This is a genomic window from Microbacterium sp. NPDC077644 (genome assembly GCF_040702785.1).
GTDB lineage: Bacteria > Actinomycetota > Actinomycetes > Actinomycetales > Microbacteriaceae > Microbacterium.
This window is the reverse complement of the sequence record NZ_JBFBME010000001.1, coordinates 157,431-180,593: the sequence shown is the minus strand read 5'-3', so window position 1 is coordinate 180,593 and position 23,163 is coordinate 157,431. Positions and strand designations below refer to the sequence as shown.

Sequence of the window (23,163 nt, the reverse complement as noted above, 5' to 3'; positions counted from 1 at the left end):
TGTCACGGCGCGCGCCGTGCTGATGCGGGCCCACGGCACCGGGTCCCCCGCGCGCGAGACGCCCAGCGCCTTCCACGTCGCCTCCTTCACGGCGAAGCGCGCTCCCAGCTCGTGCGCGGCATCGCTGGAGCGCCCGGCATCCACCCGTTCCCGTTCGGAGAACCACCGCGTCGCGAATGAACCGCTGCCCGCCCTGATGATTCGCTCGACGCGCGCCACGTCCACGAGATCGATACCGATCCCGCGGATGATCGTCTCAGGAGCGGAGGTCGGCAACGATCCGGATCAGTTCTGCCGCAGCGATACGACCACCGACGTCGTTCAGGTGCCCTGCATCGGAGCTCAGCGCGGTGTTCAGCACGTGATACTCCGCCTCGTCACCGGTGCGCACAGCGGGATCGGTCTCCATCGTGGCCTCGACCGCGGCGATGTCGAACAGCCGCCCGCTCGCCGCGTACTCCTCTCGGATCAAGGTGTTGTACCGCTCGCGTGCCTGGTTGTCAGCCGGCCCCATCTGGTCGTCCGAGCCGAACAGCGCCTTGAGGTTCGCCCGCCAGCTACGGTCTGTGGTCAGCGGCACCGTCGCGTACAGGAATGCGATGTCAGGGTGGCGTCTCTCCAGGTCTGCCATCAGCGCGGTGTACTCGGCGAACACGGCCTCGGCATCAGTGGATGCTGTGATGTCGGTGTAGCAGAGCTTGACGAGCGCAATCGCTGCGGCATCCCCAGCCGGCCCATCGACGAGATCGCGGAAGGCGGCGAACTTGCCGTGCGGATCTCCGTTGGCGCCGACATAGGCGTGCACGATCGCCGCGCCGCCCGGACTGTCCGATGCCTCGACGATCTGCGGGGGTTCACGACCGGCATCCCGATAGACGTTCTCGACACCGTCGAGGACGTTCATGCCGACGGACTGGTGGCCGAACAGCACACTCGTCTCGGTGAACGCATCGAGCTGACCGCTCGTCGGCTCAGTCACGGCGACCGCCTCCGCGGGCCTGGGAACCATGAACCACACTCCGATCCCGGCGAGCGCGAGCAGCGCCGCCGATGTCACCGCCCAGCGCCATCTGCGCTTCGCCGGCCACCTGGTACCCGTGCGCTCCGACGTGGTCATGCCGGCACGCTCCGATCTTCCGCAAGATCGCGCAGCCGATCGCGGACCTCGCGCTTGACGACCTTGCCGCTGCTGTTCAGCGGCAGCTGCTCGACGAACGCGACGAGTTCCGGCACCATATGCTTGGGCAGCCGCGTACGGCAGTGCGCAATCAGACGCGCGGCATCCAGATCGGAATCGGGACGCATGACGACGGCCACGGCTACGGCCTCACCCGCCACGGCGTGCGGGACGCCGACGGCCGCCACCGAGATCACCTCCGGCAGCTCCATCACCGCCGACTCCACGTCCTGGCTGGCGATGCGGATCCCCCACGACTTGATGAAGTCCTCTGCGCGGTCGACCACGTAGATGTAGCCGTCGGCGTCGATCATGGCCAGGTCTCCGGTGCGCAGCGTCCCGCCCGGCATCTTCTCGGCCGTGCGCTGCTCGTCGAGCAGATAGCCGGGCGAGATGTTCTCCCCCGTCGCCCAGATCTCGCCCACTCCTCCGGGAGCGACATCGGCGCCCTGCTCATCGACCACGCGCAGGGTCACGCCCGGGATGCCGCGTCCGATCGATCCTGCGTGCGCGTCGAGGTCCTCCGGAGGCAGATACGACAGCCGCGCGGTCGCCTCGGTCTGCCCGTACATGACGAGCAGACGTGCACCAGGGTGCGCCGCGCGGATCTCGTCGACGATCGCAGGGGACATCCGCCCTCCCGCCTGCTGGACCGTGCGGAGGTCGGGCAGTTCGCGTGTGCCGAAGGAGCTGTTGCGCATGAGCGCGTGGAAGTTCGACGGCACTCCGGCGATCGCAGTGCAACGCTGCGCGGCGAGGCGCTCCACGACCGACTCCAGATAGACGAACGACGGCTGGTTCACCAGGCACGCTCCGGCACGCAGATGCGTGTGCAGCAGCGAAGCGCCGAACACATACGAGAACGGCAGGACCACCAGCATCCGGTCATCGCCGGCGATGCCCGCATAGCCGAGGATCGATTCGGTGTTCGCACGGATATTGCGATGCGTGATGCGCACCACACGAGGCGCCGCCGTCGTCCCCGAGGTGAACAGATACGCAGCGTCCTCGTCGTCGTCGACCTCGCGGATCTCCAGGCCGCCCCCGCGATCATCTCCGCGGGAAGCATCGTCGAGAATCGTACTGTCGAGCACCGCGACGTCCGCCAGCGGCCCGATCCGCCGTGCCTCCGAACCGCCGAACAGGACTGCACGGCATCCGGCGAATCGCAGGCGAGCACGGAACTCGTCCGGCGCGAGAACGGACGGCATCGGCACGCAGACGAGCCCTGCGGCCATGATGGCGAGATACGCCGCGATCCAGAAGAAGCTGTTCGGCGCGGCGAGAGCGACAGCAGCCCCGAGAGGCAGTTCCAACTCCTCCAGCTGCGTGCCGGCCTTCGCGACGGCACCGCGCAGCTCGGCATAACTGTACGTCCGGTCCCCATCGACGAACACGGGTCTGTGGTCCTCACCCGTGCTCAGCAGATACTGCGCAGTATTCATGTCTCCCCCAGTCGGCCCGATCCCCAAAGGGCCGTTCACGACCAGATGATACGCCCGGTCACGCCGGAGCGTAAGCCTGGGCACTGTCGCCGGCATGCGGCATCCGCTACGCTGTGCCGTGCGGACCGGCTCGGGGAAGCCGCTTCGCTCTGGGAGTACGCGCTGGGGAGCGCGAATATGAGACTGGGGAGTTCTCATGAAGGGGATCATTCTCGCGGGCGGTTCCGGCACGCGTCTGCATCCGATCACGCTGGGTGTGTCGAAGCAGCTGGTTCCGGTGTACGACAAGCCGATGGTGTACTACCCGTTGTCGACGTTGATGCTTGCGGGGATCGACGAGGTGCTGGTGATCACGACGCCGCATGACGCGGCGCATTTCGAGCGGCTGCTCGGTGATGGATCGCAGTTCGGGATCAGCATCCGGTTCGCTCAGCAGGCGTCGCCGGACGGTCTGGCACAGGCGTTCACGATCGGTGCGGACTTCATCGGGTCGGATGCTGTGGCGCTCGTGCTGGGCGATAATCTGCTGTACGGGCCGGGGCTGGGAACGCAGTTGTGCCGCTTCTCGGGCATCGACGGCGGGGCGATCTTCGCGTACTGGGTCGCGGAGCCGGCCGCGTACGGGGTGGTGGAGTTCGATGATGCCGGTGCTGCGGTGTCGTTGGAGGAGAAGCCGGACGTTCCGAAGAGCAACTACGCGGTGCCGGGGCTGTACTTCTACGACAACGATGTGGTCGAGATCGCGCGGGGGCTGCGGCCGAGTGCGCGCGGCGAGTACGAGATCACGGACGTGAACCGGGAGTACCTTCAGCGCGGGAAGCTTCAGGTGGAGGTGCTGCCGCGGGGGACGGCGTGGCTGGACACCGGGACGTTCGACCAGATGACGGATGCCGCCGACTATGTGCGGACGATGGAACGCCGGACGGGCATGAAGATCGGTGTGCCGGAGGAGGTCGCGTGGCGGAAGGGGTTCCTCAGCAATGAAGGGCTGCGTGCGCGGGCCGAGACGCTGGTGAAGTCCGGCTACGGCCGGTACCTGCTGGGACTGCTGGAGCGGGGCGAGCGATGAGACTGCTCGTGACCGGGGGTGCGGGGTTCATCGGGTCGAACTTCGTCCATCACATCGTCGAGCACACCGATCACACGGTGACGGTGCTGGATGCCCTGACGTACGCGGGGAACCGCGCGTCGCTGGCGGGTCTGCCGTCGGAGCGGGTGCGGTTCGTGCGCGGCGACATCACGGATGCGGCGCTGGTGGAGGAGTTGTTCGCCGGGGCGGATGCGGTGGTGCATTACGCGGCGGAGTCGCACAACGACAATTCGCTGGATGATCCGCGCCCGTTCCTGGACACGAACATCATCGGCACGTACACGCTGCTGGAGGCCGCGCGCAGGCACGGCACCAGGTTCCATCACATCTCCACGGATGAGGTGTACGGGGATCTGGAACTGGATGATCCGGCCCGGTTCACCGAGACGACGCCGTACAACCCGTCGTCGCCGTACTCGTCGACGAAGGCGGGTTCGGATCTGCTCGTGCGGGCGTGGGTGCGGTCGTTCGGGGTCCGGGCGACGATCTCCAATTGTTCGAACAACTACGGCCCCTACCAGCACGTGGAGAAGTTCATCCCGAGGCAGATCACGAACGTGATCCGCGGCATCCGACCCAAACTCTACGGGGCGGGCGCGAACGTGCGCGACTGGATCCACGCCGATGACCACTCGTCCGCTGTGCTGACGATCCTCGAGAAGGGCCGGATCGGGGAGACGTACCTCATCGGGGCGGACGGGGAACGCAGCAATCGGGACGTGGTCGAGTTGATCCTCACGCTGATGGGACAGCCCGCCGATGCCTACGACCACGTCGCCGACCGGGCCGGGCACGACCTGCGGTACGCGATCGACTCGTCGAAACTGCGCAGCGAGTTGGGTTGGGCACCGCGGTTCGGGGACTTCGAAGGGGGACTCGCAGCCACGATCGACTGGTACCGCGACAATGAGGACTGGTGGGCTCCGGCCAAGGACGCCACCGAGGCGTTCTACGCCGGAAAGGGCCAGTGATGGTGTCGGTCACCCAGACCTCGATCCCCGGGCTGCTCCTGCTCGACCTTCCCGTGCACGGCGACTCGCGTGGCTGGTTCAAGGAGAACTGGCAGCGGGAGAAGATGGTCGCGGCAGGGCTGCCGGATTTCGGTCCGGTGCAGAACAACATCTCGTTCAATGACGCGGCAGGTACGACCCGCGGCATCCATGCCGAACCGTGGGACAAGTTCGTCTCGGTCGCGACCGGGCGGATCTTCGGCGCCTGGGTCGATCTGCGGGAGGGCCCGACGTTCGGCACGGTCTTCACGGCTGAGATCGACCCGTCACGGGCGATCTTCGTGCCCCGCGGCGTCGGCAACTCGTACCAGACGCTCGAACCGAACACCGCGTACACGTACCTGGTCAACGATCACTGGTCGCCGGACGCCCGCTACGCGAATCTGAACCTCGCCGACGAGACCGCCGCCATCGAGTGGCCGATTCCGCTCGGGGACGTGGAGATCTCGGAGAAGGACACGACGCACCCGCGGCTCGCGGACGTCACGCCGGTCCCGCCGCGGAAAATCCTCATCACCGGCGCGGACGGACAGCTCGGCCGGGCCCTGCGCGCCGAATTCGGTGACGCGTCGCACATCGAGTACGCCACCCGCACCGACCTCGACATCACCAGCCCCGGCCTCACGGACTCACGTCGCTGGCGCGACTACGGCACCATCATCAACGCCGCCGCCTACACCGCCGTCGACACCGCCGAAACCCCCGAAGGACGCCGGGCCGCCTGGGCTGTCAACGCCGCAGCCCCGGCTGCGCTCGCCCGCATCGCCACCGAACACGGCATCACCCTCGTGCACATCTCCAGCGACTACGTCCACGACGGCACCAGCGAAGGCGCTTACACCGAGGACGCACCCGTCAGCCCGCTCGGCGTCTACGGGCAGACCAAAGCCGCCGGCGACCTCGCCGTAGCGACCACACCGCGCCACTACATCATCCGCACATCCTGGGTCATCGGCGACGGCCACAACTTCGTCCGCACCATGGCAAACCTCGCCGAACGCGGCATCGACCCCACCGTCATCGACGACCAGCACGGACGACTCACCTTCACGAGCGACATCGCCGCCGGCATCCGCCACCTGCTCGCCACCGGCGCACCGCACGGCACCTACAACCTCACCGGAACCGGACCCGCACGAACCTGGGCCGACATCGCCCGCGACGTCTACCAGCACCTCGGCCACGACCCCGCCCGCATCACACCCGTCACCACCGACGCCTACTACGCGAACACTCCAGGGCCCACCGCACCACGGCCCCACAACAGCACCCTCGACCTCGACAAGATCACCCGAACAGGATTCACACCGACCGACGCCGACAGCGCGCTGCGCGACTACGTCGAAGAACTCGGACGCGCACGCTGACCGCATGCGTTCGACGGGCAGATCGTGAGCCGCTGGCCGGAGGCGCCTCGATCGCCGGGAGGATCCTGCAACGTCGTGCGCTGCTCTCCCCGATGATGCTCCTCCTCGACCGCTGGTGCTGACGAGAACTGCCGCTGTCGCGACCTGTTCTCCTCAACGTCCGGCCAGCAGGCCGACCGCGACGACGCGCGCCCTGCGCGAAGCCAACAAACCCACGTCTTTTCTCCCCCAGGGGTCCCCAAAACCCTGATGGTTCAGGAACGCGCTCGGTGCCTCCCCAGGAAAGGCCCGCGGCATTCCGTCCCCGCCTGCCCCGACGTTCGGATTACGTTCGGTGCAAGTGCGGTAAGCATATTCGCGCGCCCGAGCACCAACAAGATCACGAGAAGGACTCGTTACATTTCCGTGATCTTCACCTGTCGGAGAGAGCGCACCGCTTGGTATACGATACGCGTTTCTTCCCGATCAGCGCAGGTTAAAGCGCCAGCCGCTCCTTGACCACACCGGCCAACCTGTCGGCGTATGCCTGAGCGGATTCCGCATCCGCGGCCTCGACCATGACCCGGACGAGCGGCTCGGTCCCGGACTTGCGCAGCAGGACCCGACCGGAGTCTCCGAGCTCGCGCTCGACAGCGGCGACGGCATCCTGCACGCCCGCATCGTCCGCGACGCGGTCCTTGTCGACGCCGCGCACGTTGACGAGCACCTGCGGATAGACGGTCATCACGGCGGCGAGTTCCGCGAGGGACTTCTTCTTGTGCGCCATCTCGGCGACCAGGTGGAGGCCGGTGAGAACACCGTCACCCGTCGTCGCGTACTCGCTCATGATGACGTGGCCGGACTGCTCTCCGCCGAGGGAGAAGCCGCCCTGGTTCATGTCTTCGAGAACGTAGCGATCGCCCACGGCGGTCTGGCGCACGGCGATGCCGTTCTCGCGCATCGCCATGTGCAGTCCGAGGTTGCTCATGACCGTGGCGACGAGCGTGTCCTCGACGAGGTGACCGCGCTCCTTCATGGCCACCGCGAGGATCGCCATGATCTGGTCTCCGTCGATCACATTGCCCTCGGCGTCGACGGCCAGGCAGCGGTCGGCGTCGCCGTCGTGGGCGATCCCGACGTCCGCGCCCAGGCGGACGACAGCCTCGGCCAGGTTGTCGAGGTGGGTGGAGCCGACGCCGTCGTTGATGTTCAGGCCGTCGGGGTCCGCGCCGATCACGGTGACGGTCGCGCCGGCATCCTTGAAGGTCTCGGGCGACACCCCGGATGCTGCGCCGTGCGCGCAGTCGAGGACGACGTGGATGCCGTCGAGTCGGTGCGGCAGCGAGCCGAGAAGGTGGAGCTTGTAGCGGTCCTCAGCATCGGAGAAGCGCTCGATGCGCCCGACGCCGGAGCCGGTGGGGAGCAGCTTCTCCCCTGCCATCGCGGCCTCGATCCGCTCCTCGACGATGTCGGGGAGCTTCACACCGCCGCGGGCGAAGATCTTGATCCCGTTGTCGTGCGCCGGGTTGTGCGACGCCGAGACCATCACGCCGAAGTCGGCGTCGTGGTCGCCGACGAGGAACGCCAGGGCCGGGGTGGGGATCACACCGGCGTCGAGGACATCGACGCCGGAGGCCGCGAGGCCGGCCGAAACGGCGGCCACGAGGAACTCACCCGAGACGCGCGGGTCGCGGGCGACGACGGCTGAGAGCCGCTTGCCCTGCGCCTTGCGCGCCTCTGCGGTGCGGCCCTGGCCCAGGACGACAGCAGTCGCCTGGGCCAGGGTGAGCGCGAGATCGGCGGTGAGGATGCCGTTGGCAAGTCCTCGCACGCCGTCCGTGCCGAAGAGCGGCATCCGCGGGATCAGCGCTTCGAGTACTGAGGCGCCTTGCGGGCCTTCTTGAGACCGGCCTTCTTGCGCTCGATGACGCGAGCGTCGCGCGAGAGGAAGCCGGCCTTCTTCAGGGTCGGGCGGTTGTTCTCGACGTCGATGCCGTTGAGCGCACGGGCGATGCCGAGGCGCAGGGCTCCGGCCTGGCCCGAGTCGCCGCCGCCCGAGATGCGGGCGATGACGTCGTACGCGCCCTCGAGGTTCAGGACCTTGAACGGGTCGTTGATCAGCTGCTGGTGCAGCTTGTTCGGGAAGTAGTCCTCGAGCGTACGGCCGTTGACCGTGATGGTGCCCGAGCCGGGGATCACGCGCACGCGGGCGATGGCCTGCTTGCGGCGACCGACGGCAGCGCCGGAGACGTTCAGAACCGGACGGGGAGCCGTCTCGGTCGCAGCGCTCTCCGGGGTGGAGGTCGAGTAGTTCTGCGGGGTTTCGGTGGTTTCGATGTCAGCCACGAGTATGTCCTTAGTCGTTGCGGCGCTTACTGGGCGACCTGGTCGAGGGTGTACGGCGTCGGCTGCTGCGCGGCGTGCGGGTGCTCGGCACCCGTGTAGACCTTGAGCTTCGACAGCTGCTGGCGGCCGAGGCTGTTCTTGGGGAGCATGCCGCGGACGGCCTTCTCGACAGCGCGGACCGGGTTCTTCTCGAGGAGCTCGGAGTAGCTCGTCGCTGTGAGGCCGCCCGGGTAGCCCGAGTGGCGGTAGGCCATCTTCTTCTGGAGCTTCTGGCCGGTCAGGGCGACCTTGTCGGCGTTGATGATGACGACGAAGTCGCCGGTGTCGACGTGGTTGGCGAAGGTCGGCTTGTGCTTGCCGCGCAGGAGCGCTGCGGCGTGCGAGGCCAGGCGGCCGAGCACGACGTCGGTGGCGTCGATGACGACCCAGTCACGCTGGACCTGCCCGGTCTTCGGGGTGTATGTGCGCGTCACAATAGTGCTGCTTTCTTGATCGAACGGAGAGGTTCGTGAATCCCACTCCGGGGTGGTTCTCTTCGACACTCGCTGAGCTGTCGAAGCGGAACACGCCAGTGGAGGGCTCACGTTCGCGGTGCACGCAGTCGGCACCAAAGCGATAGCTTACGGCATCCGGCGCGCGTCCGCCAATCGCCCTGCGGCCGCGCGGCCTACTCCGGGAACGGAATGCGCGGGGCGCGGCCGGTCGGCGCCTTGTCGAAGTCCTTCTCGGCACGGATGCGGTCCTTCTCGATCTGCTCGAGCGCGATCTCGACGGACCGCGCGAACACGTCTCCCCCGGCCTTGCCGGGATGGATGCCGTCGCCGGCGAGCAGGTCCTCGTGAGGTGCGATGTCTCCTGACCAGTCCGCCACCCAGACGTGCCGGTGCCGTGCGGCGAAGGTGTCGAGCTCGGCGTTCACGCCGGGGATCCAGTCGCGCGGCGCATGCGCGTTGACGAGGATGAGGTTGCGGTCGGGTCCGGCGATCCGCGACATCTGCTCGAGCACATCGTCGTCGACCGGTCCGTTCGTGCCGAGCGCGACGACGACGTTCTGCCGAAGGGCTCCCGAGTCCTCCAGGCTCTGCAGGATCTCGGGCCCCGCCCACACCGAACGCGATACCTCGGCATCGACCTCGATCCCTGGGAACTCCTCGAGCAATGACGGCGCGGACGCGAGCATCACCGAGTCGCCGACCGCGGTGATCTCCCTGCCCTCCGGGACCGCGATCTTCTCCGGCACGGGGTCGGGCACGGGGGTCTCGGCCGACTTCAGCGCATCCTCTCCGCGCCCGATCGCCGCCGCTGCGGTGGTCGTGTGCGGCGCGTTCACGATCGCGGCGGTCGTGCCGCCGACCGCGACGAGCGCGACCACCAGTGCGCCGACGCCGACGAACCTGCTCACCGGGCCGCCCGCGATCCGGCGGCCGAGCCCGCGCAGCGCGTGTCGGAACCCGTAGCGGCGGAACGGAGCCTCCACGAACCGGTACGACACCGCCGCCGCACCCACCGACAGCACGAGCGCCGTCGCCCCCGCCCACGCCGGAACGCCCGCCTCGGGTCCGAATCCCTGCGTGGCCACGAGCGTCAGGACGAGCACAGGCCAGTGCCACAGGTAGATGCCGTACGAGCGATCACCGACCCACTTCAGCGGCTGCACGTCGAGCGCACGGCCGAACCACGACCCGGGGAGCACGCCGGCGAAGATCGCGAGCACCGACCCGCCGCCGGCGAGCAGCAGCGTGCCGGGGAACGTCCCGGCCTCCTGACTCTCCGGCATCAGAGCGGCCGCGACGATCGCACCGATCCCCAGCAGTCCGATGATCAGAGAACCCGCGCGCGCCGGGCGCGAGCTCGTCCATGCCCGCTCCGGCATGTTCGCGGTGGCCAGCGCCAGCGCGATGCCGATCAGCAGCCCGAACGCGTGCGCGTCCGTGCCGAAGTACGCGCGCGTGACCTCGCCTCCTGCGACGAGCTGCGCCATCCACCACGCCGAACCGCCGCCGGCGACGAGCACGAGCGCGACACGCGCCCAACGGCCGGGGATCAGCAGCACGAGCGGCAGCAGCAGCGGCCACACGACATAGAACTGCTCCTCCACCGCGAGCGACCAGAAGTTGCGGAACAGCTCCGGCGCGGTCGCGGCGAAGTAGTCGGTGCCGTCTGCGACGGCCAGCCAGTTGTAACTGAAGGTCGCAGCGCCCAGCACTTGGCGCCCCATGCCGACGAGCAGGTCGCCACCGAGCATCCATGCGGCTGTCGCGCACACCGTGACCACGACGGCCAGCGCCGGCAGCAGCCGGCGCGCCCGCCGTCGCCAGAAGTCGACGAGCCGGCGGGGCGAGCCCAGCCGCCCGAGCCGGGACGGGCGGAGCAGCAGCGAGGTGATGAGGAACCCGCTGATCACGAAGAACACGTCGACGCCGACGAATCCGCCGACGAGCGGCAGTCCGGGGAACAGGTGGTAGACGACCACCAGGGTCACGGCCACCGCGCGCAGGCCGTCGAGGCCCGCGAATCGCGTCGATGTCGTCTGGTTCTGCATGTCTCGTGAGTCGCGCCGCGGCTCGCAGCCGGGCGAAGTCAAAGCTCCAGATTAGGCTGGGCACGTGAGAATCCGCTTGGACATCGCCTACGACGGCACGAACTTCCGCGGGTGGGCGAAGCAGCCCGGCTTGAGGACGGTTCAGGGCACGCTCGAGGCGGCTCTCGCGCGGATCGTCGGGTCAGATGTGCAGTTCGTCGTCGCCGGGCGGACGGATGCCGGGGTGCACGCCTCCGGCCAGGTCGCGCACGTCGACCTGGACGAGACGCAGTGGGCTCGCGTCGAGGCGCGCCACGGGCGAGCAGCCACGGATCCCGCAGGATCGATCGCCGCCCGCATGCGCGGGGTCCTCGGCGCCTACCCCGACGCCACCGTGCATCGGTCGTCGCTCGCTCCGGGGGGCTTCGATGCGCGCTTCTCCGCGGTCTGGCGACGCTACCGGTACCGGCTGGCCGACGATGCGGCCGGGTTCGATCCGGCACGGCGCCTCGACACCACGAGCATCCGCGGTTCGCTGGATGTTCGGGCCATGGATGCCGCGGCGCGCTCCCTCATCGGCCTGCACGACTTCGCCGCCTACTGCAAGGCCCGCGAGGAGGCGACGACGATCCGCACGCTCCTGGACTACCGGTGGACGCGGGATACCGACGGCGTCCTCATCGCCGAGGTCAAGGCCGATGCGTTCTGCCACAGCATGGTCCGCGCGCTGGTCGGGGCGTGCGCTGCCGTGGGCGAAGGACGTCTCGGCGAGGGAGATCTCGTCGTTCTGCGCGATGCCCTGCAGCGCACGAGCGAGTTCAAGGTGCTCGCCGCGCGCGGACTGACGCTCACCGAGGTGGGGTACCCGGCCGACGATCTGCTCGCCGCACGCGCCGAGCAGACGCGGGCGCGGCGGGACTCCGAGTAGACGAGTTCACAGAATCGACACCACAGGCTCAGGTGGGCGCAGTAGCGTGGCGATGATGAAGGTCATCTCCTACAACCTGCGCAAGCATCGGGCCGCGACCGAGCTCGAGGAGCTCGTCGAACAGCACGGGCCCGATCTGCTGTGCCTGCAGGAGTGCGACGTCTCCGCCCTCCCCGACGAGATCGGCGGCTTGACCCTCGCCGACGCCACCCAGGGGAATCGCCTCGGTCTTGCGCTCTACTACCGGACGAACCTGTTCCGCCTGCAGGACATCCGCACGATCGGCCTCAAGAAGTCGCTGCACGACATGATGCTCAAGCCCGCCCACGAGCGCGTTCTCGGTGTGCGACTGCTCGACATCGACAACGGCAAAGAACTCATCGTCGCGTCGTTCCACGCCGCGCCGCTGACGGCACTCAACTCGCTGCGCCGCACCCAGATCCGCGCGGCCCTGACCGAACTCGAGATGATGGGGCCGGGCCTTCCCATCCTCATGGTCGGCGACTACAACTACCCGGTCTTCAAGGAGAACCTCGGGCAGACCGTGCGCGACCACGGGTACGCACTGACGCTGAGCGACGAGCGCACCTACACGCGGTACCGCGTGTTCAAGGGTCACTACGACTTCGCGACCTCGGACGGATTCACGATCGACCGCATCGAGACCCTGCCGCAGCGGTCGAGCGACCACCGTCCGATCCTCGTCACCGCCGACGTCGCCTGAGCGCCGCGGGTGCGGTCGGGTCAGCGCTCGACGAGGATGCCGTCCTCGTCGGCGTAGAGGCGCTTGCCCACCGCGAAGACCACTCCCCCGAACTCGAGGTCGACGTCGATCTCTCCGGCGCCGAGCTTGGCACTCTTGCGCGGGTTCGTGCCGAGCGCCTTGACTCCGAGATCGAGGCCGCCGATAGCGACGCTGTCGCGGATCGCGCCGTGGATCACGACGCCCGCCCAGCCGTTCGCGACGGCGGACTCGGCGATCATGTCGCCCATGAGCGCGGTGTTCAGCGATCCTGAGCCGTCGATCACGAGCACGGCGCCGTCGCCCGCTGTCGCGAGAGTCGACTTCACGAGCGCGTTGTCCTCGAGGCAGCGGATCGTGCGGATCGCCCCCTGGAACGCCGCCCGGCCGCCGAAGTCGCGGAACTGCATCGGCACCGACTGGAGGTCGTCACCGAACTCGTCGTAGAGGTCTGCGGTCGCTTGAGTCATGTGGCCATCCTTGCACGGGAGCACTTCGGCACCGGTCGACGGGAATACCCCTAGGGGGTACTATGGTTGAGTCCGAGGAACGAAAGGAAGATCCCATGAGCACCATCGAGTACCAGGTGACCGGTATGACCTGCGGCCACTGCGAGATGTCGGTCCGCGAAGAGGTCGGCCAGATCGCCGGCGTCGACCAGATCGAGGTCAGCGCACAGACCGGCAGGCTCGTCGTGACAGCATCCGCTCCCCTCGACGATGCAGCGGTGCTCGCGGCCGTCGACGAGGCCGGATACTCCGCCGTCCGCGCCTGACCCGAACTCCAGAAACGCAACCCCGGAAAGAAGCACCATGACCAGCGTCGAACTCGAGATCGGCGGCATGACCTGCGCCTCGTGCGCGACGCGCATCGAGCGCAAGCTGAACAAGCTCGAGGGCATCGAGGCGACGGTCAACTACGCGACCGAGAAGGCGAAGGTCACCGCGCCCGCCGACTTCGACACGGCGCTGCTCATCGACGAGGTCGAGAAGGCCGGGTACTCCGCGCAGCTGCCCGCCACGAAACCGGCTGCGACGGAAGAGACCGACGACCCCGAACTGCGCTCACTCCGCCAGCGTCTGTTCATCTCGATCGCCCTCGCCGTACCGGTGATCCTCATGGCGATGATCCCGGCGCTGCAGTTCACGTACTGGCAGTGGGCGTCGCTCGCGCTGGCTGCGCCGGTGATCGTGTGGGGCGGCTGGCCGTTCCATCGCGCCGCGTTGACGAACCTGCGTCACGGCGCGGCGACCATGGACACCCTGATCTCGATGGGCACGATCGCCGCGTTCGGCTGGTCGCTGTACGCGCTGTTCTTCGGAACCGCTGGGATGCCGGGCATGACCCACCCGTTCGCGTTCACCCTGTCGCGCTCCGACGGTGCGTCGAACATCTACCTCGAGGTCGCAGCCGGGGTGACGATGTTCATCCTGGCCGGGCGGTATTTCGAGAAGCGGGCCAAGCGTCAGGCGGGGTCGGCGCTGCGCGCGCTCCTCGAGCTCGGCGCGAAGGACGTGTCGGTGGTGCGCGACGGGGTCGAGGCCCTGATCCCGATCGAGCAGCTGCGGGTCGGCGACGAGTTCGTCGTGCGCCCGGGCGAGAAGATCGCCACCGACGGCGTCGTCGTCGAGGGACATTCGGCCGTCGACGCCTCGATGCTCACAGGTGAGTCCGTCCCCGTCGAGGTCGGCGAGGGGGATGCCGTCACCGGCGCCACCGTGAACGCCAGCGGCCGCCTGATCGTGCGCGCGACGAGGATCGGCGCGGACACTCAGCTCGCGCAGATGGCGCAGCTGGTGGAGGACGCGCAGACCGGCAAGGCCGAGGTGCAGCGCCTGGCGGACCGCATCTCGGGCGTCTTCGTCCCGATCGTCCTCGTGATCGCGCTCGCGGCTCTCGTCGGCTGGATCGTCGCCGGATTCGGGTTGTCCGCGGCCTTCACCGCCGCCGTCGCCGTGCTCGTGATCGCCTGCCCGTGCGCGCTCGGGCTCGCGACACCCACCGCCCTGCTGGTCGGCACCGGCCGCGGCGCACAGCTGGGCATCCTCATCAAGGGGCCCGAGGTCCTCGAGTCCACGCGCAAGGTCGACACTGTCGTCCTCGACAAGACGGGCACGGTCACATCCGGTCGCATGGCCCTCACAGGCGTCATCGCCGAGGACGGCGTGGATGCCGCGGAGCTCGTGCGACTGGCCGGAGCGGTCGAGCACGCGTCCGAGCATCCCATCGCGAAGGCGATCGCCGCGGCATCCACCCAGCTCCCGGCCGTCACCGACTTCACGAACGTCGAGGGCAAGGGCGTGCAGGGCGTCGCAGACGGCCACAGCATCGTCGTCGGCCGCGAGTCGCTGCTCGCCGACTGGGGCCTGGCGCTCTCCCCCGAGGTCGCGGTCGCGAAGGAGCGGTCCGAGAGCGAGGGCAAGACCGTGGTCGCCGCCGGTTGGGACGGCGCAGCCCGCGGCATCCTCGTCGTCGCCGACACCGTGAAGCCCACCAGCGCGGAAGCGATCAGAGGCCTGCGCGCACTCGGTCTCCGCCCGATCCTGCTGACCGGCGACAACGCCGCCGCCGCTCGTCACATCGCCGCCGAAGTCGGGATCGACGAGGTGATCGCCGAGGTGCTGCCTCAGGACAAGGTCGCCGTCGTGCAGCGCCTGCAGTCCGAGGGCCGAGTGGTCGCGATGGTCGGCGACGGCGTCAACGACGCCCCGGCGCTCGCGCAGTCCGACTTGGGACTGGCGATGGGAACCGGCACGGATGTCGCTATCGAGGCATCCGACATCGCGCTCGTCCGCGGCGACCTGCGCAGCGCGGTCGACGCGATCCGCCTGTCGCGCCGAACGCTCGGCACCATCAAGACGAACCTCTTCTGGGCCTTCGCCTACAACGTCGCCGCCATTCCGGTCGCCGCCCTCGGGATGCTGAACCCGATGCTCGCCGGAGCCGCCATGGCGTTCTCGAGCGTCTTCGTCGTCGGCAACAGCCTGCGACTGCGCGCGTTCCGGTGACCGTCCGCGACCCGGGTCACATCCGCGCGTAGCGGGCGCGGGCAAAGCAGAACAGCCCGTACAGGATCAGGCCGGCCCCGACGCCCCAGAGGATGACGACGCCGAACGGGAGTCCGGCGAGCGCTCGGAGTGCGGCATCCAGGCCTCCGGCAGCTTCGGGGTCGTGCATGAGCGCCGCGACGACGAAGAGGATACCGGTCACGCCGACGGCGATCCCCTTGGCGACGTATCCGACGACGCCGAGCGTCAGGATGCCCGTGCGGCCCGCGCCGGCCGGAAGGTCGAGGTCCTCCTCGAACGCGCGCGCGATTCCGCGCACGACGAAGGCGATGCCGATACCTGTCACCACGAGTCCGATCGCGACGAGCAGTGCGACGCCCGCCGGCACCGCGAGCAGGCGCGCACTGAGCGATTGCGAGGACTCCGAGGAGTCGGACCGGCCGCCGAGGGCGTAGACCAGCGCGGTGCCTGAGATGGCGAGGTAGGTGATCGCGGTCCCGATGAACTTCACCCGATGCGCCCATCTCTTCCGGCTGTCGGGGTCGCGTTCGAGGAGGGTCTCCGCGACCTGCCAGACGGCGAGCGCTGCGAGCCCGATGACGATGCCCCACAGCAGAACGACACCGAACGGAGACTTCTGAATCTGCGCCAGGGCGCCACCCTGGTCGGCCTCCCCGCCGCCGGCACCGGTCGCGATCGAGATCGCAATGGCCCCGATCAGCAGGTGCAGGATGCCGAGGACGGCGTAGCCGACGCGAGCGAGCACCTCGAACACGGTGGAGTCCTGCGCCGCTCGCGCGGCCCGATCAGCGCTCTTGTCAGCCATCGTCGCCCTTCTCCCCCTTGCCCTTCTTCCCGTTGTTCTTGTCCTTCTTCTCGTTGGTCTTGTCCTTCTTCTCGTCGCTCTTGCCCTTGTCATCGGTATTGCCGACGTCGTCGCCCGCGTCGGTGCCCGGGTCCGTCTGCACGGGTTCGGGTTCGGTCTGCTCGGCGTCGGCCGACTCGAAGTCGGCGCGGACGACAGCGATGGACTGCAAGATGATGGCGGCCCGCTCTGCGGTGATCTCGCCGGCTTCGCGCGCGGCTACCACCCGGGTCTCGAGTGCGGCGAGGTCGGCCAGCCCTGCCGTGAAGTCCTCCGTTTCGGCGGACTCCGCAATCGTGACCACCCTGGCCTGCCAATCCTGGCTGGTCTGCGCGTCGAGGGCGGCGGAACCACCGGAGCATCCGGCGATCAGGACGACCAGCGCGACTGCGGCAGCGGCGGCAAGGCTGCGTGCGGCGCGAATCACGGCGTCACCGCGTCCATGAGCTGTTCGAGGTGCGCGGCCAGCGGTTCCTCGAGGGTCGGAAGCGACGGTGGCGGAGTCTGTTCGCCGGGCCAGGAATTCCACAGCGCCACGCCCGCGATCGCGACGACGGCCGCGACGACGGCCACGAGCATCGGTATCCGCCAGCGACGAGAACGACCCGTCTCGGGTTCCAGGACCGCTGTGCGCGCGAGCTCGGGTTCCAGAACCGCGGTGCGCGCGTTCGTCGCGTCGGGATCGGGGATCGTATCGGCGACGTTCGTCGCGTCAGAGTCGTTCGCGCCGTCCATCGGTACGGTCGCCGCCATGTCGCGCACGCGGATCACGACCTCGAGAGCGGTCGGTCGGTCGGCCGGCTCGCGCGCCGTCATGGCCCGCAGCAGACTCATCCAGCCCTCGCCGACGGATGCGGGGATGTCAGGATCCGTTGTCAGCCGCGCAACAACCGCTTCACGGATTCCGTCCTGAGCGAAGGCGCGCTCGCCGGTCAGCGACTCCAGCAGCACGAGCCCGAGCGCGTAGACGTCCGACGCCGGAACCGGAGCGGACCCCGTGACCTGCTCCGGGCTGAGGTATCCCGCAGAGCCGATGATGGTTCCCGGTGTGGTCAGACGCGTGGTGTCGACCAGGTGGGCGATGCCGAAGTCCGCGAGTTTCGCCCGGAACTCTTCGCCGGGCACCTCGGAACGTCGCAGCAGTACATTGGCGGGCTTGACGTCGCGATGCACGATGCCTGCCGCGTGAACCGCGTGCAGGGCGTCGGCCAGGTCGTCGGCGAGCCGGATCGCCGCGCGCGGCGAGAGCGGACCGACGTCCAGACGTGCGCGCAGGGTGGGCCCGTCGACATGCTCCATCACGATGTAACGCGGCTCTCGTGCCCCGATGTGCGCGTCATGGAGGGTGACGAGAGCAGGGTGGTTGAGTCCTGCGAGCAGCCGCGTCTCGGATGCTGTGCGCTCCGTCTCGGTCGCGCCGCTGCGAAAGACCTTCACGGCGACGACACGCCCCAGCTGCCGGTCACGGGCGCGATAGACCACGCCCATGCCGCCCTCACCGAGGCGCTCCTCGATCGCGTAGCGCTCATCGAGGAGCGTTCCGATCAGTTCGCCGTCATGGCGCGCTGTGGACTCGGTCATCGACTGCGCTCCTCCCGACGATCGCCGACGTGGTCACCCGATCCAGGATACGGGCGATCGGCAGCGCGCCGGGAGAATTCAGGCGGCGGCCCGGTCCCCCACCACCATTGCGGGACGGTTCCGAATACGACAAAACCCCCGGAATCCCGGGGGTTTTCGTCTGTAGCAGGAGCGGGGCTTGAACCCGCGACCTCACGCTAATGGCGCGAGGTCCTCTTTCCACCTGATAACCCTGATTCTATGGCACCAACTCGCTGTTCCTACGAGTTCCTACGGGTATGTACACGGTCACAAAGTGGATTTGCGGACACAAAACGGACGACTTTCTGAGAACTGTCCAGGCTCAGATCCGGTAGTCGTGGTTGAGGACCACGCGGCCCGTTCGATCGCCCAGCGAGCATCGTCCAGAAGTGGAGGCATGGCGGCGATGCGGCCTTCTGCTCGACGTAGGAGGGCCGGGCGGAGGCGTCATTTCGCGCTTCGACCCAGTCCGGTGAGCATCACGATCCTGCCAGGTCACCCCCGCACGCAGGCTCCTAGCGATCTGGTCTTTGATGGCGGTGTCGACGCTGCGACCTCATCAACGGATGTCGCGAAGCTCTCGGCGAAGGTGAAGCGTCGATCTAGCACCCAACCTTGCCTCGCTTTGCCGATGAGGTGATGTCGGCGCCGATAGGCTAGTCAAGATGGTTACTAGTCTCACCGTGCGTCAAGCAAAGGTGAAAGATCATCAGGGACTGATAATGAACATCATTCTCAGTCTCGCGGTGATCGTCTTGCTTGCTTTCGGTGTGGCCTCCACGGTCCACATGGAGCGCAGCAGCGATGAGCTGCCATCAACTGCAGCGCAGTCGAGCATCGTTAGTGCTGATCGGGGACTTCTGGCTAGCAATGACGCGGCTCCTGAAGCGGTCGGTGGCGCTGCACTGTGCCTTGCAGGAGCGCTGTTCAGCTTCGTGATGCTCTGGCGGATCCTCACAGGCCCGACGCTCATCGGATGCACGCGTGGGCGCGGCCGCGAGCTGATGCGCGACATGACTCAGTTTTCACGCTCGACACGTTTTCGGGGTCTTCGACCGTCATTGACGCAACTGGCGCTGTCCCGGACCTGATTCTCTGAGCCGTCTTACGAACCTCTCGCAGGCATTCCCCGAGAGATCCGTTGCCGTGCCGATGCCACACTTGGAGAACCTCGATGCCACGTCCTGATGCCCAGCCCACCCCGATTAAGGCCACCCCACACCCGCGTTCACCGCGAGGCATTGCCGTGTTCGCAAGCACCTTGGTTGTTCTCCTTCTCGTCGGAGGGTGCGCGCCAACCGTCGAGCTGAAGCCTGCTGACCATGCGAACGCCCCGGAGTGTGCGGATCTTACGGTCCGTCTACCGGATGTTATCGGCGAGCTTCCCACCCGAACGACGGACGCGCAGGCGACGGCTGCGTGGGGCGACCCCACGGCCGTGGTCGTCAGATGCGGGCTCGAATCGCCCGCTCCCACCACGTTGCAGTGCGTCACCATCGGGGCGGTGGACTGGATCATCGATGACTCCGACTCCCCGAATCTGCGCATGACGACCTATGGGCGAGAACCGGCGGCTCAGGTTTATGTCGACACCACCCGACTCTCGGCGGACAAGGCACTGGAGGCCCTTGCACCAGCAATGCAGAAGCTGCCCAAGACGGGAGCGTGCACCGCTCCTGATATTGATACGGACACGATGTCGGCCCCGCAGGCTCTACCCGATGAAACCGAGAGCCGTTCGTGAAGCCGGCGAGCTTGCGAATGGCAGGGCCCGCGATCCTGATCGCCGCGGGAGCTTTCACTCTGGTTGTCTGTTTGATCATCGGTGGCGGTGCGGCGCCTCGGGTAACCAGCGATCCAGGGGCTCTGGTTCGTTGGGGGCTGCCGACTGCCAAGCTCTTCGTGAACTTGTCCGCCGCAGTCATGTCGGGTTCTGCCGTGCTCACGTTGTTTGCGCTTCGCGCCGGTAAGAAGGAGTACGACACGGCACTGGATCTGGCGTCGGCCGGAGCGGCTGTCCTCACGGTCAGCAGCGGCGCCACCGGGTTCCTTACCTTTCTGTCCTCGTTCAATCCGCAGGTGTCGTTGGGAGCGGAGTTCGGCCAGCAGCTGGGACGATTCCTGTTGGAGACCGAGCTCGGACGCGTGTGGTTGATCACGACGGTCGCCGCGGCCACGATCACGGTGCTCGCTTACGCGTTCCGCCGCTGGGGTGCAGCGGCGCTCATCGGAGTGTTTTCCTTGATGAGCTTGGTCCCGATGGCGACGCAGGGTCATTCGGGCAGTCTCGCAAACCACGACGCTGCCGTCATGGCCCTGGTCCTGCACATCATCGGTGCCGCGGTGTGGCTCGGTGGACTCGTGACTTTGGTGTTCCTGCGTTCCTGCATGCAGGAGACGAGGATGCGCGTCATCGTCGAAAGATATTCGACTCTCGCGCTGGTCGCGTTCATCGTCGTATTCGTGTCCGGCATCGCGAGAGCGCTCACGTCGATCACGGACTGGGGCGACCTGATCAGCGCTTATGGGGCGGTACTCGCTCTCAAAGTCCTAGCTCTGGCCGCGCTCGGGGCGCTGGGGACCGCGCACCGACGGAGGTTCATCCGTCGCGGCGTAGGTGAGCGGGGCGCCTTCTGGGCGTTCATCGCCGTCGAGTTCGCGGTCATGGGGTTGGCCAGCGGTGCGGCCACAGCATTGGCGCGTACCCCCGCGCCCGCCGATACCAGCGCGCCCCCACTGACGACGCCTGCCGAGATCCTCACCGAAGCCCCGCTCCCGGCAGAACTCACGGCCGAGCGATGGTTCGTCAGCTGGGACATCGATCTTCTTTGGATTCTGATTGCCGGCTTCGGGATCTTCTTCTATCTTGTCGGTGTCCGCCGTCTCCGGCGACGCGGCGAGCTATGGCCCGCGTCACGTACGCTCTCCTGGGTCGCCGGGATGCTTCTGCTGGTCTGGGTGAGCTCCGGTCCGATCTCGGTGTATGCGGATTATCTGCACAGCGTGGATGCGCTCAGCCGAGTACTGCTGGCCGCTGTCGTCCCGCTGCTTCTCGTGCTCGGCGCCCCGTTCACGCTCGCGATGCCAGCAATCACCAGCCGCACCGATCAGAGCCGAGGCGTGCGCGAGTGGATGCAGGTAATCGCCCGGGCACGGCCAGTGAGACTCCTCATGCATCCCATCGTCGCAACCTGCCTGTTCGCGGTGGTGCTGTGGGCGACGAGCGCAACCGGGACTCTTCGATGGACACTGGTCGACCCCCTCGCCCACGAACTCCGTGTCGTGGCGCTGCTCGTCGCAGGCAGTGTCCTGGTGCACTCGCTGATCTCCGCCCGACAGGTGCGGTCTCGAGTTCTGCGCGTGATCATCATCGCGTCAGCCATCTTGACACCCGCTGTTCTGGGTGCGTGGGTCGTCATCCAGAACGGCCTTATCGCAGCTAACTGGTTCGGGGCGATGGGACGCACCTGGGGTCCTGATCCTCTTGCCGACCAGCGCACAGCCGGATTCGTGCTCGCGACAGGTGCTGTCGGTCTTGTGCTGGCAGCTCTTTTCGGGCACCGTCAACGAACGCGGAAGCCATGAGCATCTCGGATCCCGACCGGGCTGGTCTGCTGGGCGCCACGATCGTCCACCATCCCGCTGCCAGGCCTCGACGAGCACCTCCCGCGCGCTCATCCCGTCACTTTCGCCCACATTCCCCTTCCTCCAGACCTCGCCGTGTCTCACGACATCCCTAAGGATTAAGCCATGCCCACGAAACTCACACGCTCGATACGCCTGACCGCGATTGCCGTCATCACCTCTGCCATCACGACCTTGCTGTTCGCCGCCCCGGCCGCCGCCCATGACAACCTTCTCGACTCCGCACCGTCCGCCGGCGATACGGTCACAACCCTGGAAGCGGTCTCGCTTACCTTCAGCGGCGAGCTGATCGACTTCGGGCAGGCGAGCTTCGCTCAGGTCCAGGGGCCCGACGGCCTGTACTACGAGACGTCGTGCTCGACCATCGACCTGAATGTACTGACCACCCCGGTCGCGCTCGGCGAGGCGGGGACCTACACGATCCTCTGGAACGCGGTCTCCAGCGATGGCCACCCGATCTCGGAGTCCTTCGAGTTCCAGTACGCACCAGAAGAAGGCACCGAGTCTGCACTCGGATGGGATCTGCCGGCCTGCGAGAACGAGCGGATCCGCGCCCAACCCGGAGCAGTCGTGGCGGCGTCCCCCACGCCCACTCAGAGCGCGCAGGACGAAGCAACCACCCCCACTCCCGCGAAGACGGACAGCGCATCCGACGGATCCTCCGAGGGCGTTGTCGTTCTCTTCATGCTTGGAGGAGTGTTCGTTCTCGCCGCCGTGATTGCGGCGGCGTTCTGGCTCATCCGAGCACGTCGCCGCCGCACCGAATAGGCATGGCTGGCGGCGGTCAAAGGGCTCTCAGACGTCTCTGCTCATCACTCGACGCCTAGCATCGTCAATCGTGATCCCTGCCCGTGCCTCATTGGGCCGACAGTTCCCTGCCCGCTCAAAGAAAGCGCAAACACGGGACGAGTACAATGCGGAGGATGCACCGTTCGTTGCGGATCCCCGATCCCACGCGAACGCACAAGCAGTTATTGATAATGCGGCTCATTACCAGTATCGGGCTATCGCTGCTCCTGCTCTTCAGTGTCGCCGCCACGACGGGGCATACGGACACCCAGAACGGCGAGAAGGTTCCCTTCGCCATGACAGAGTTCGACGGTGCCGGCGTCGATCCCAGTACACAGCAGATCGTCACTGTCCCGGGAGACGTGAACGCATCTCTAGGAGTCGCTCTGTGCGCCCTGGGCATCCTCTGCGGACTTACGGCAATCATCCTGGTCCTGAGGCTGTTCTGGTCTCCTCAACTGGCTTCCCCTCTCCGCGCCGGACCGCGCCCCTTAGCCCGCGCATCGGTGTTCACCTCGCCCCTGCGCACTACTGCATTGTCCCTCACCCAGCTCGGCCTCTCGCGAACCTGACGTCCGATGCGCCGCCTTCACGGCGGCGATTCCACGAGCTCACGCTCATCTTGTCGTTCGTCCTCGTCGTGTCATTG

Annotated in this window: 22 protein-coding genes and 1 pseudogene; 12 read left to right on the top strand and 11 right to left on the bottom strand. The window is 67.4% G+C overall.

Translation table 11 applies throughout. The features are described from left to right. Positions 1 to 6 precede the first annotated feature (6 nt). The 3 genes and pseudogenes from AB0269_RS00955 to AB0269_RS00945 all read right to left on the bottom strand — a co-directional run. Positions 7 to 276: pseudogene (locus tag AB0269_RS00955) on the bottom strand (4'-phosphopantetheinyl transferase superfamily protein); the annotation flags it as partial. Continuing rightward, positions 257 to 1,117 carry a hypothetical protein gene (locus tag AB0269_RS00950; protein WP_366209312.1) on the bottom strand — a complete coding sequence of 287 codons (861 nt, stop codon included), beginning with the start codon at positions 1,115 to 1,117 and terminating at the stop codon, positions 257 to 259. The gene AB0269_RS00950 and the pseudogene AB0269_RS00955, both read right to left, overlap by 20 nt. Next, complete coding sequence (locus AB0269_RS00945; RefSeq protein WP_366209311.1) at positions 1,114 to 2,622, bottom strand: AMP-binding protein; 1,509 nt, start codon at positions 2,620 to 2,622, stop codon at positions 1,114 to 1,116. Before AB0269_RS00945 ends, AB0269_RS00950 begins: the two co-directional genes overlap by 4 nt. A gap of 196 nt (positions 2,623 to 2,818) precedes the next feature. Between AB0269_RS00945 and rfbA the strand changes: the two genes are divergently transcribed. From rfbA to AB0269_RS00930, 3 genes are read left to right on the top strand one after another with little or no spacing between them, the layout of a single operon-like run. Then, complete coding sequence (gene rfbA / locus AB0269_RS00940; protein ID WP_366209310.1) at positions 2,819 to 3,691, top strand: glucose-1-phosphate thymidylyltransferase RfbA; 873 nt, start codon at positions 2,819 to 2,821, stop codon at positions 3,689 to 3,691. Beyond that, on the top strand, positions 3,688 to 4,683 hold the full coding sequence (rfbB, locus tag AB0269_RS00935; RefSeq protein ID WP_366209309.1) for a dTDP-glucose 4,6-dehydratase: 996 nt from the start codon (positions 3,688 to 3,690) through the stop codon (positions 4,681 to 4,683). The genes rfbA and rfbB overlap by 4 nt, the downstream gene beginning before the upstream one ends. Further along, positions 4,683 to 6,089, top strand: coding sequence for a bifunctional dTDP-4-dehydrorhamnose 3,5-epimerase family protein/NAD(P)-dependent oxidoreductase (locus AB0269_RS00930; RefSeq protein ID WP_366209308.1), 1,407 nt, complete (start codon positions 4,683 to 4,685; stop codon positions 6,087 to 6,089). The genes rfbB and AB0269_RS00930 overlap by 1 nt, the downstream gene beginning before the upstream one ends. Before the next feature lie 475 nt (positions 6,090 to 6,564). Here the strand turns inward: AB0269_RS00930 and glmM are convergent, their stop codons facing one another. The 4 genes from glmM to AB0269_RS00910 form a co-directional block, all read right to left on the bottom strand. After that, positions 6,565 to 7,923, bottom strand: coding sequence for a phosphoglucosamine mutase (gene glmM / locus AB0269_RS00925; RefSeq protein WP_366209307.1), 1,359 nt, complete (start codon positions 7,921 to 7,923; stop codon positions 6,565 to 6,567). Positions 7,924 to 7,931: 8 nt separating this feature from the next. After that, positions 7,932 to 8,414, bottom strand: a complete 483-nt coding sequence (rpsI, locus tag AB0269_RS00920; RefSeq protein ID WP_366209306.1) for a 30S ribosomal protein S9 — start codon at positions 8,412 to 8,414, stop codon at positions 7,932 to 7,934. 26 nt (positions 8,415 to 8,440) lie between these two features. Beyond that, a complete protein-coding gene (gene rplM, locus AB0269_RS00915; RefSeq protein WP_366209305.1) occupies positions 8,441 to 8,887 on the bottom strand; it encodes a 50S ribosomal protein L13 in 447 nt (148 codons plus the stop codon). 194 nt (positions 8,888 to 9,081) lie between these two features. Beyond that, positions 9,082 to 10,956, bottom strand: a complete 1,875-nt coding sequence (locus tag AB0269_RS00910; protein WP_366209304.1) for an acyltransferase family protein — start codon at positions 10,954 to 10,956, stop codon at positions 9,082 to 9,084. A gap of 64 nt (positions 10,957 to 11,020) precedes the next feature. On the opposite strand from AB0269_RS00910, the gene truA reads away from it, so the two are divergent. Both truA and AB0269_RS00900 read left to right on the top strand, forming a co-directional pair. Beyond that, positions 11,021 to 11,863 (top strand): tRNA pseudouridine(38-40) synthase TruA, encoded by an 843-nt coding sequence (truA, locus tag AB0269_RS00905; RefSeq protein ID WP_366209303.1) that lies wholly within the window; start codon positions 11,021 to 11,023, stop codon positions 11,861 to 11,863. A gap of 55 nt (positions 11,864 to 11,918) precedes the next feature. Beyond that, entirely contained in the window at positions 11,919 to 12,587 is a 669-nt protein-coding gene (locus AB0269_RS00900) for an endonuclease/exonuclease/phosphatase family protein (RefSeq protein WP_366209301.1), read from the top strand. Between the two features lie 20 nt (positions 12,588 to 12,607). On the opposite strand, the gene rraA is transcribed toward AB0269_RS00900, so the two are convergent. Further along, positions 12,608 to 13,075: a ribonuclease E activity regulator RraA gene (gene rraA, locus AB0269_RS00895; RefSeq protein ID WP_366209300.1), complete on the bottom strand. Its 468-nt coding sequence runs from the start codon at positions 13,073 to 13,075 to the stop codon at positions 12,608 to 12,610. 95 nt (positions 13,076 to 13,170) lie between these two features. On the opposite strand from rraA, the gene AB0269_RS00890 reads away from it, so the two are divergent. Together AB0269_RS00890 and AB0269_RS00885 are read left to right on the top strand one after the other, a co-directional pair. Next, positions 13,171 to 13,380: a heavy-metal-associated domain-containing protein gene (locus AB0269_RS00890; protein ID WP_366209299.1), complete on the top strand. Its 210-nt coding sequence runs from the start codon at positions 13,171 to 13,173 to the stop codon at positions 13,378 to 13,380. A 37-nt stretch (positions 13,381 to 13,417) separates the two neighbouring features. Beyond that, a complete protein-coding gene (locus AB0269_RS00885; protein ID WP_366209298.1) occupies positions 13,418 to 15,613 on the top strand; it encodes a heavy metal translocating P-type ATPase in 2,196 nt (731 codons plus the stop codon). 16 nt (positions 15,614 to 15,629) lie between these two features. On the opposite strand, the gene AB0269_RS00880 is transcribed toward AB0269_RS00885, so the two are convergent. From AB0269_RS00880 to AB0269_RS00870, 3 genes are read right to left on the bottom strand one after another with little or no spacing between them, the layout of a single operon-like run. Further along, positions 15,630 to 16,439 (bottom strand): DUF1206 domain-containing protein, encoded by an 810-nt coding sequence (locus AB0269_RS00880; protein WP_366209297.1) that lies wholly within the window; start codon positions 16,437 to 16,439, stop codon positions 15,630 to 15,632. Continuing rightward, entirely contained in the window at positions 16,432 to 16,905 is a 474-nt protein-coding gene (locus AB0269_RS00875; RefSeq protein ID WP_366209296.1) for a hypothetical protein, read from the bottom strand. The genes AB0269_RS00880 and AB0269_RS00875 overlap by 8 nt, the downstream gene beginning before the upstream one ends. After that, complete coding sequence (locus AB0269_RS00870; RefSeq protein WP_366209295.1) at positions 16,902 to 18,059, bottom strand: serine/threonine-protein kinase; 1,158 nt, start codon at positions 18,057 to 18,059, stop codon at positions 16,902 to 16,904. Before AB0269_RS00870 ends, AB0269_RS00875 begins: the two co-directional genes overlap by 4 nt. Before the next feature lie 743 nt (positions 18,060 to 18,802). On the opposite strand from AB0269_RS00870, the gene AB0269_RS00865 reads away from it, so the two are divergent. From AB0269_RS00865 to AB0269_RS00845, 5 genes are all read left to right on the top strand, one after another. Further along, positions 18,803 to 19,171 (top strand): hypothetical protein, encoded by a 369-nt coding sequence (locus AB0269_RS00865; protein ID WP_366209294.1) that lies wholly within the window; start codon positions 18,803 to 18,805, stop codon positions 19,169 to 19,171. An 83-nt stretch (positions 19,172 to 19,254) separates the two neighbouring features. Then, positions 19,255 to 19,824: a DUF3515 family protein gene (locus AB0269_RS00860; protein ID WP_175988789.1), complete on the top strand. Its 570-nt coding sequence runs from the start codon at positions 19,255 to 19,257 to the stop codon at positions 19,822 to 19,824. Further along, entirely contained in the window at positions 19,821 to 21,665 is a 1,845-nt protein-coding gene (locus AB0269_RS00855; RefSeq protein WP_366209293.1) for a cytochrome c oxidase assembly protein, read from the top strand. The genes AB0269_RS00860 and AB0269_RS00855 overlap by 4 nt, the downstream gene beginning before the upstream one ends. A 165-nt stretch (positions 21,666 to 21,830) precedes the next feature. Continuing rightward, entirely contained in the window at positions 21,831 to 22,493 is a 663-nt protein-coding gene (locus AB0269_RS00850) for a copper resistance CopC family protein (protein WP_175988793.1), read from the top strand. Positions 22,494 to 22,648: 155 nt separating this feature from the next. Next, positions 22,649 to 23,086: a hypothetical protein gene (locus AB0269_RS00845; protein WP_175988795.1), complete on the top strand. Its 438-nt coding sequence runs from the start codon at positions 22,649 to 22,651 to the stop codon at positions 23,084 to 23,086. Positions 23,087 to 23,163: the final 77 nt, after the last annotated feature.

Bases quoted from the DNA above. Each gene is read 5' to 3' on its own strand.
- AB0269_RS00950 (WP_366209312.1), bottom strand. From the start codon at position 1,117: ATGACCACGTCGGAGCGCACGGGTACCAGGTGGCCGGCGAAGCGCAGA.
- AB0269_RS00945 (WP_366209311.1), bottom strand. From the start codon at position 2,622: ATGAATACTGCGCAGTATCTGCTGAGCACGGGTGAGGACCACAGACCC.
- rfbA (WP_366209310.1), top strand. From the start codon at position 2,819: ATGAAGGGGATCATTCTCGCGGGCGGTTCCGGCACGCGTCTGCATCCG.
- rfbB (WP_366209309.1), top strand. From the start codon at position 3,688: ATGAGACTGCTCGTGACCGGGGGTGCGGGGTTCATCGGGTCGAACTTC.
- AB0269_RS00930 (WP_366209308.1), top strand. From the start codon at position 4,683: ATGGTGTCGGTCACCCAGACCTCGATCCCCGGGCTGCTCCTGCTCGAC.
- glmM (WP_366209307.1), bottom strand. From the start codon at position 7,923: ATGCCGCTCTTCGGCACGGACGGCGTGCGAGGACTTGCCAACGGCATC.
- AB0269_RS00910 (WP_366209304.1), bottom strand. From the start codon at position 10,956: ATGCAGAACCAGACGACATCGACGCGATTCGCGGGCCTCGACGGCCTG.
- AB0269_RS00900 (WP_366209301.1), top strand. From the start codon at position 11,919: ATGAAGGTCATCTCCTACAACCTGCGCAAGCATCGGGCCGCGACCGAG.
- rraA (WP_366209300.1), bottom strand. From the start codon at position 13,075: ATGACTCAAGCGACCGCAGACCTCTACGACGAGTTCGGTGACGACCTC.
- AB0269_RS00890 (WP_366209299.1), top strand. From the start codon at position 13,171: ATGAGCACCATCGAGTACCAGGTGACCGGTATGACCTGCGGCCACTGC.
- AB0269_RS00885 (WP_366209298.1), top strand. From the start codon at position 13,418: ATGACCAGCGTCGAACTCGAGATCGGCGGCATGACCTGCGCCTCGTGC.
- AB0269_RS00880 (WP_366209297.1), bottom strand. From the start codon at position 16,439: ATGGCTGACAAGAGCGCTGATCGGGCCGCGCGAGCGGCGCAGGACTCC.
- AB0269_RS00870 (WP_366209295.1), bottom strand. From the start codon at position 18,059: ATGACCGAGTCCACAGCGCGCCATGACGGCGAACTGATCGGAACGCTC.
- AB0269_RS00865 (WP_366209294.1), top strand. From the start codon at position 18,803: ATGAACATCATTCTCAGTCTCGCGGTGATCGTCTTGCTTGCTTTCGGT.
- AB0269_RS00860 (WP_175988789.1), top strand. From the start codon at position 19,255: ATGCCACGTCCTGATGCCCAGCCCACCCCGATTAAGGCCACCCCACAC.
- AB0269_RS00850 (WP_175988793.1), top strand. From the start codon at position 21,831: ATGCCCACGAAACTCACACGCTCGATACGCCTGACCGCGATTGCCGTC.
- AB0269_RS00845 (WP_175988795.1), top strand. From the start codon at position 22,649: ATGCACCGTTCGTTGCGGATCCCCGATCCCACGCGAACGCACAAGCAG.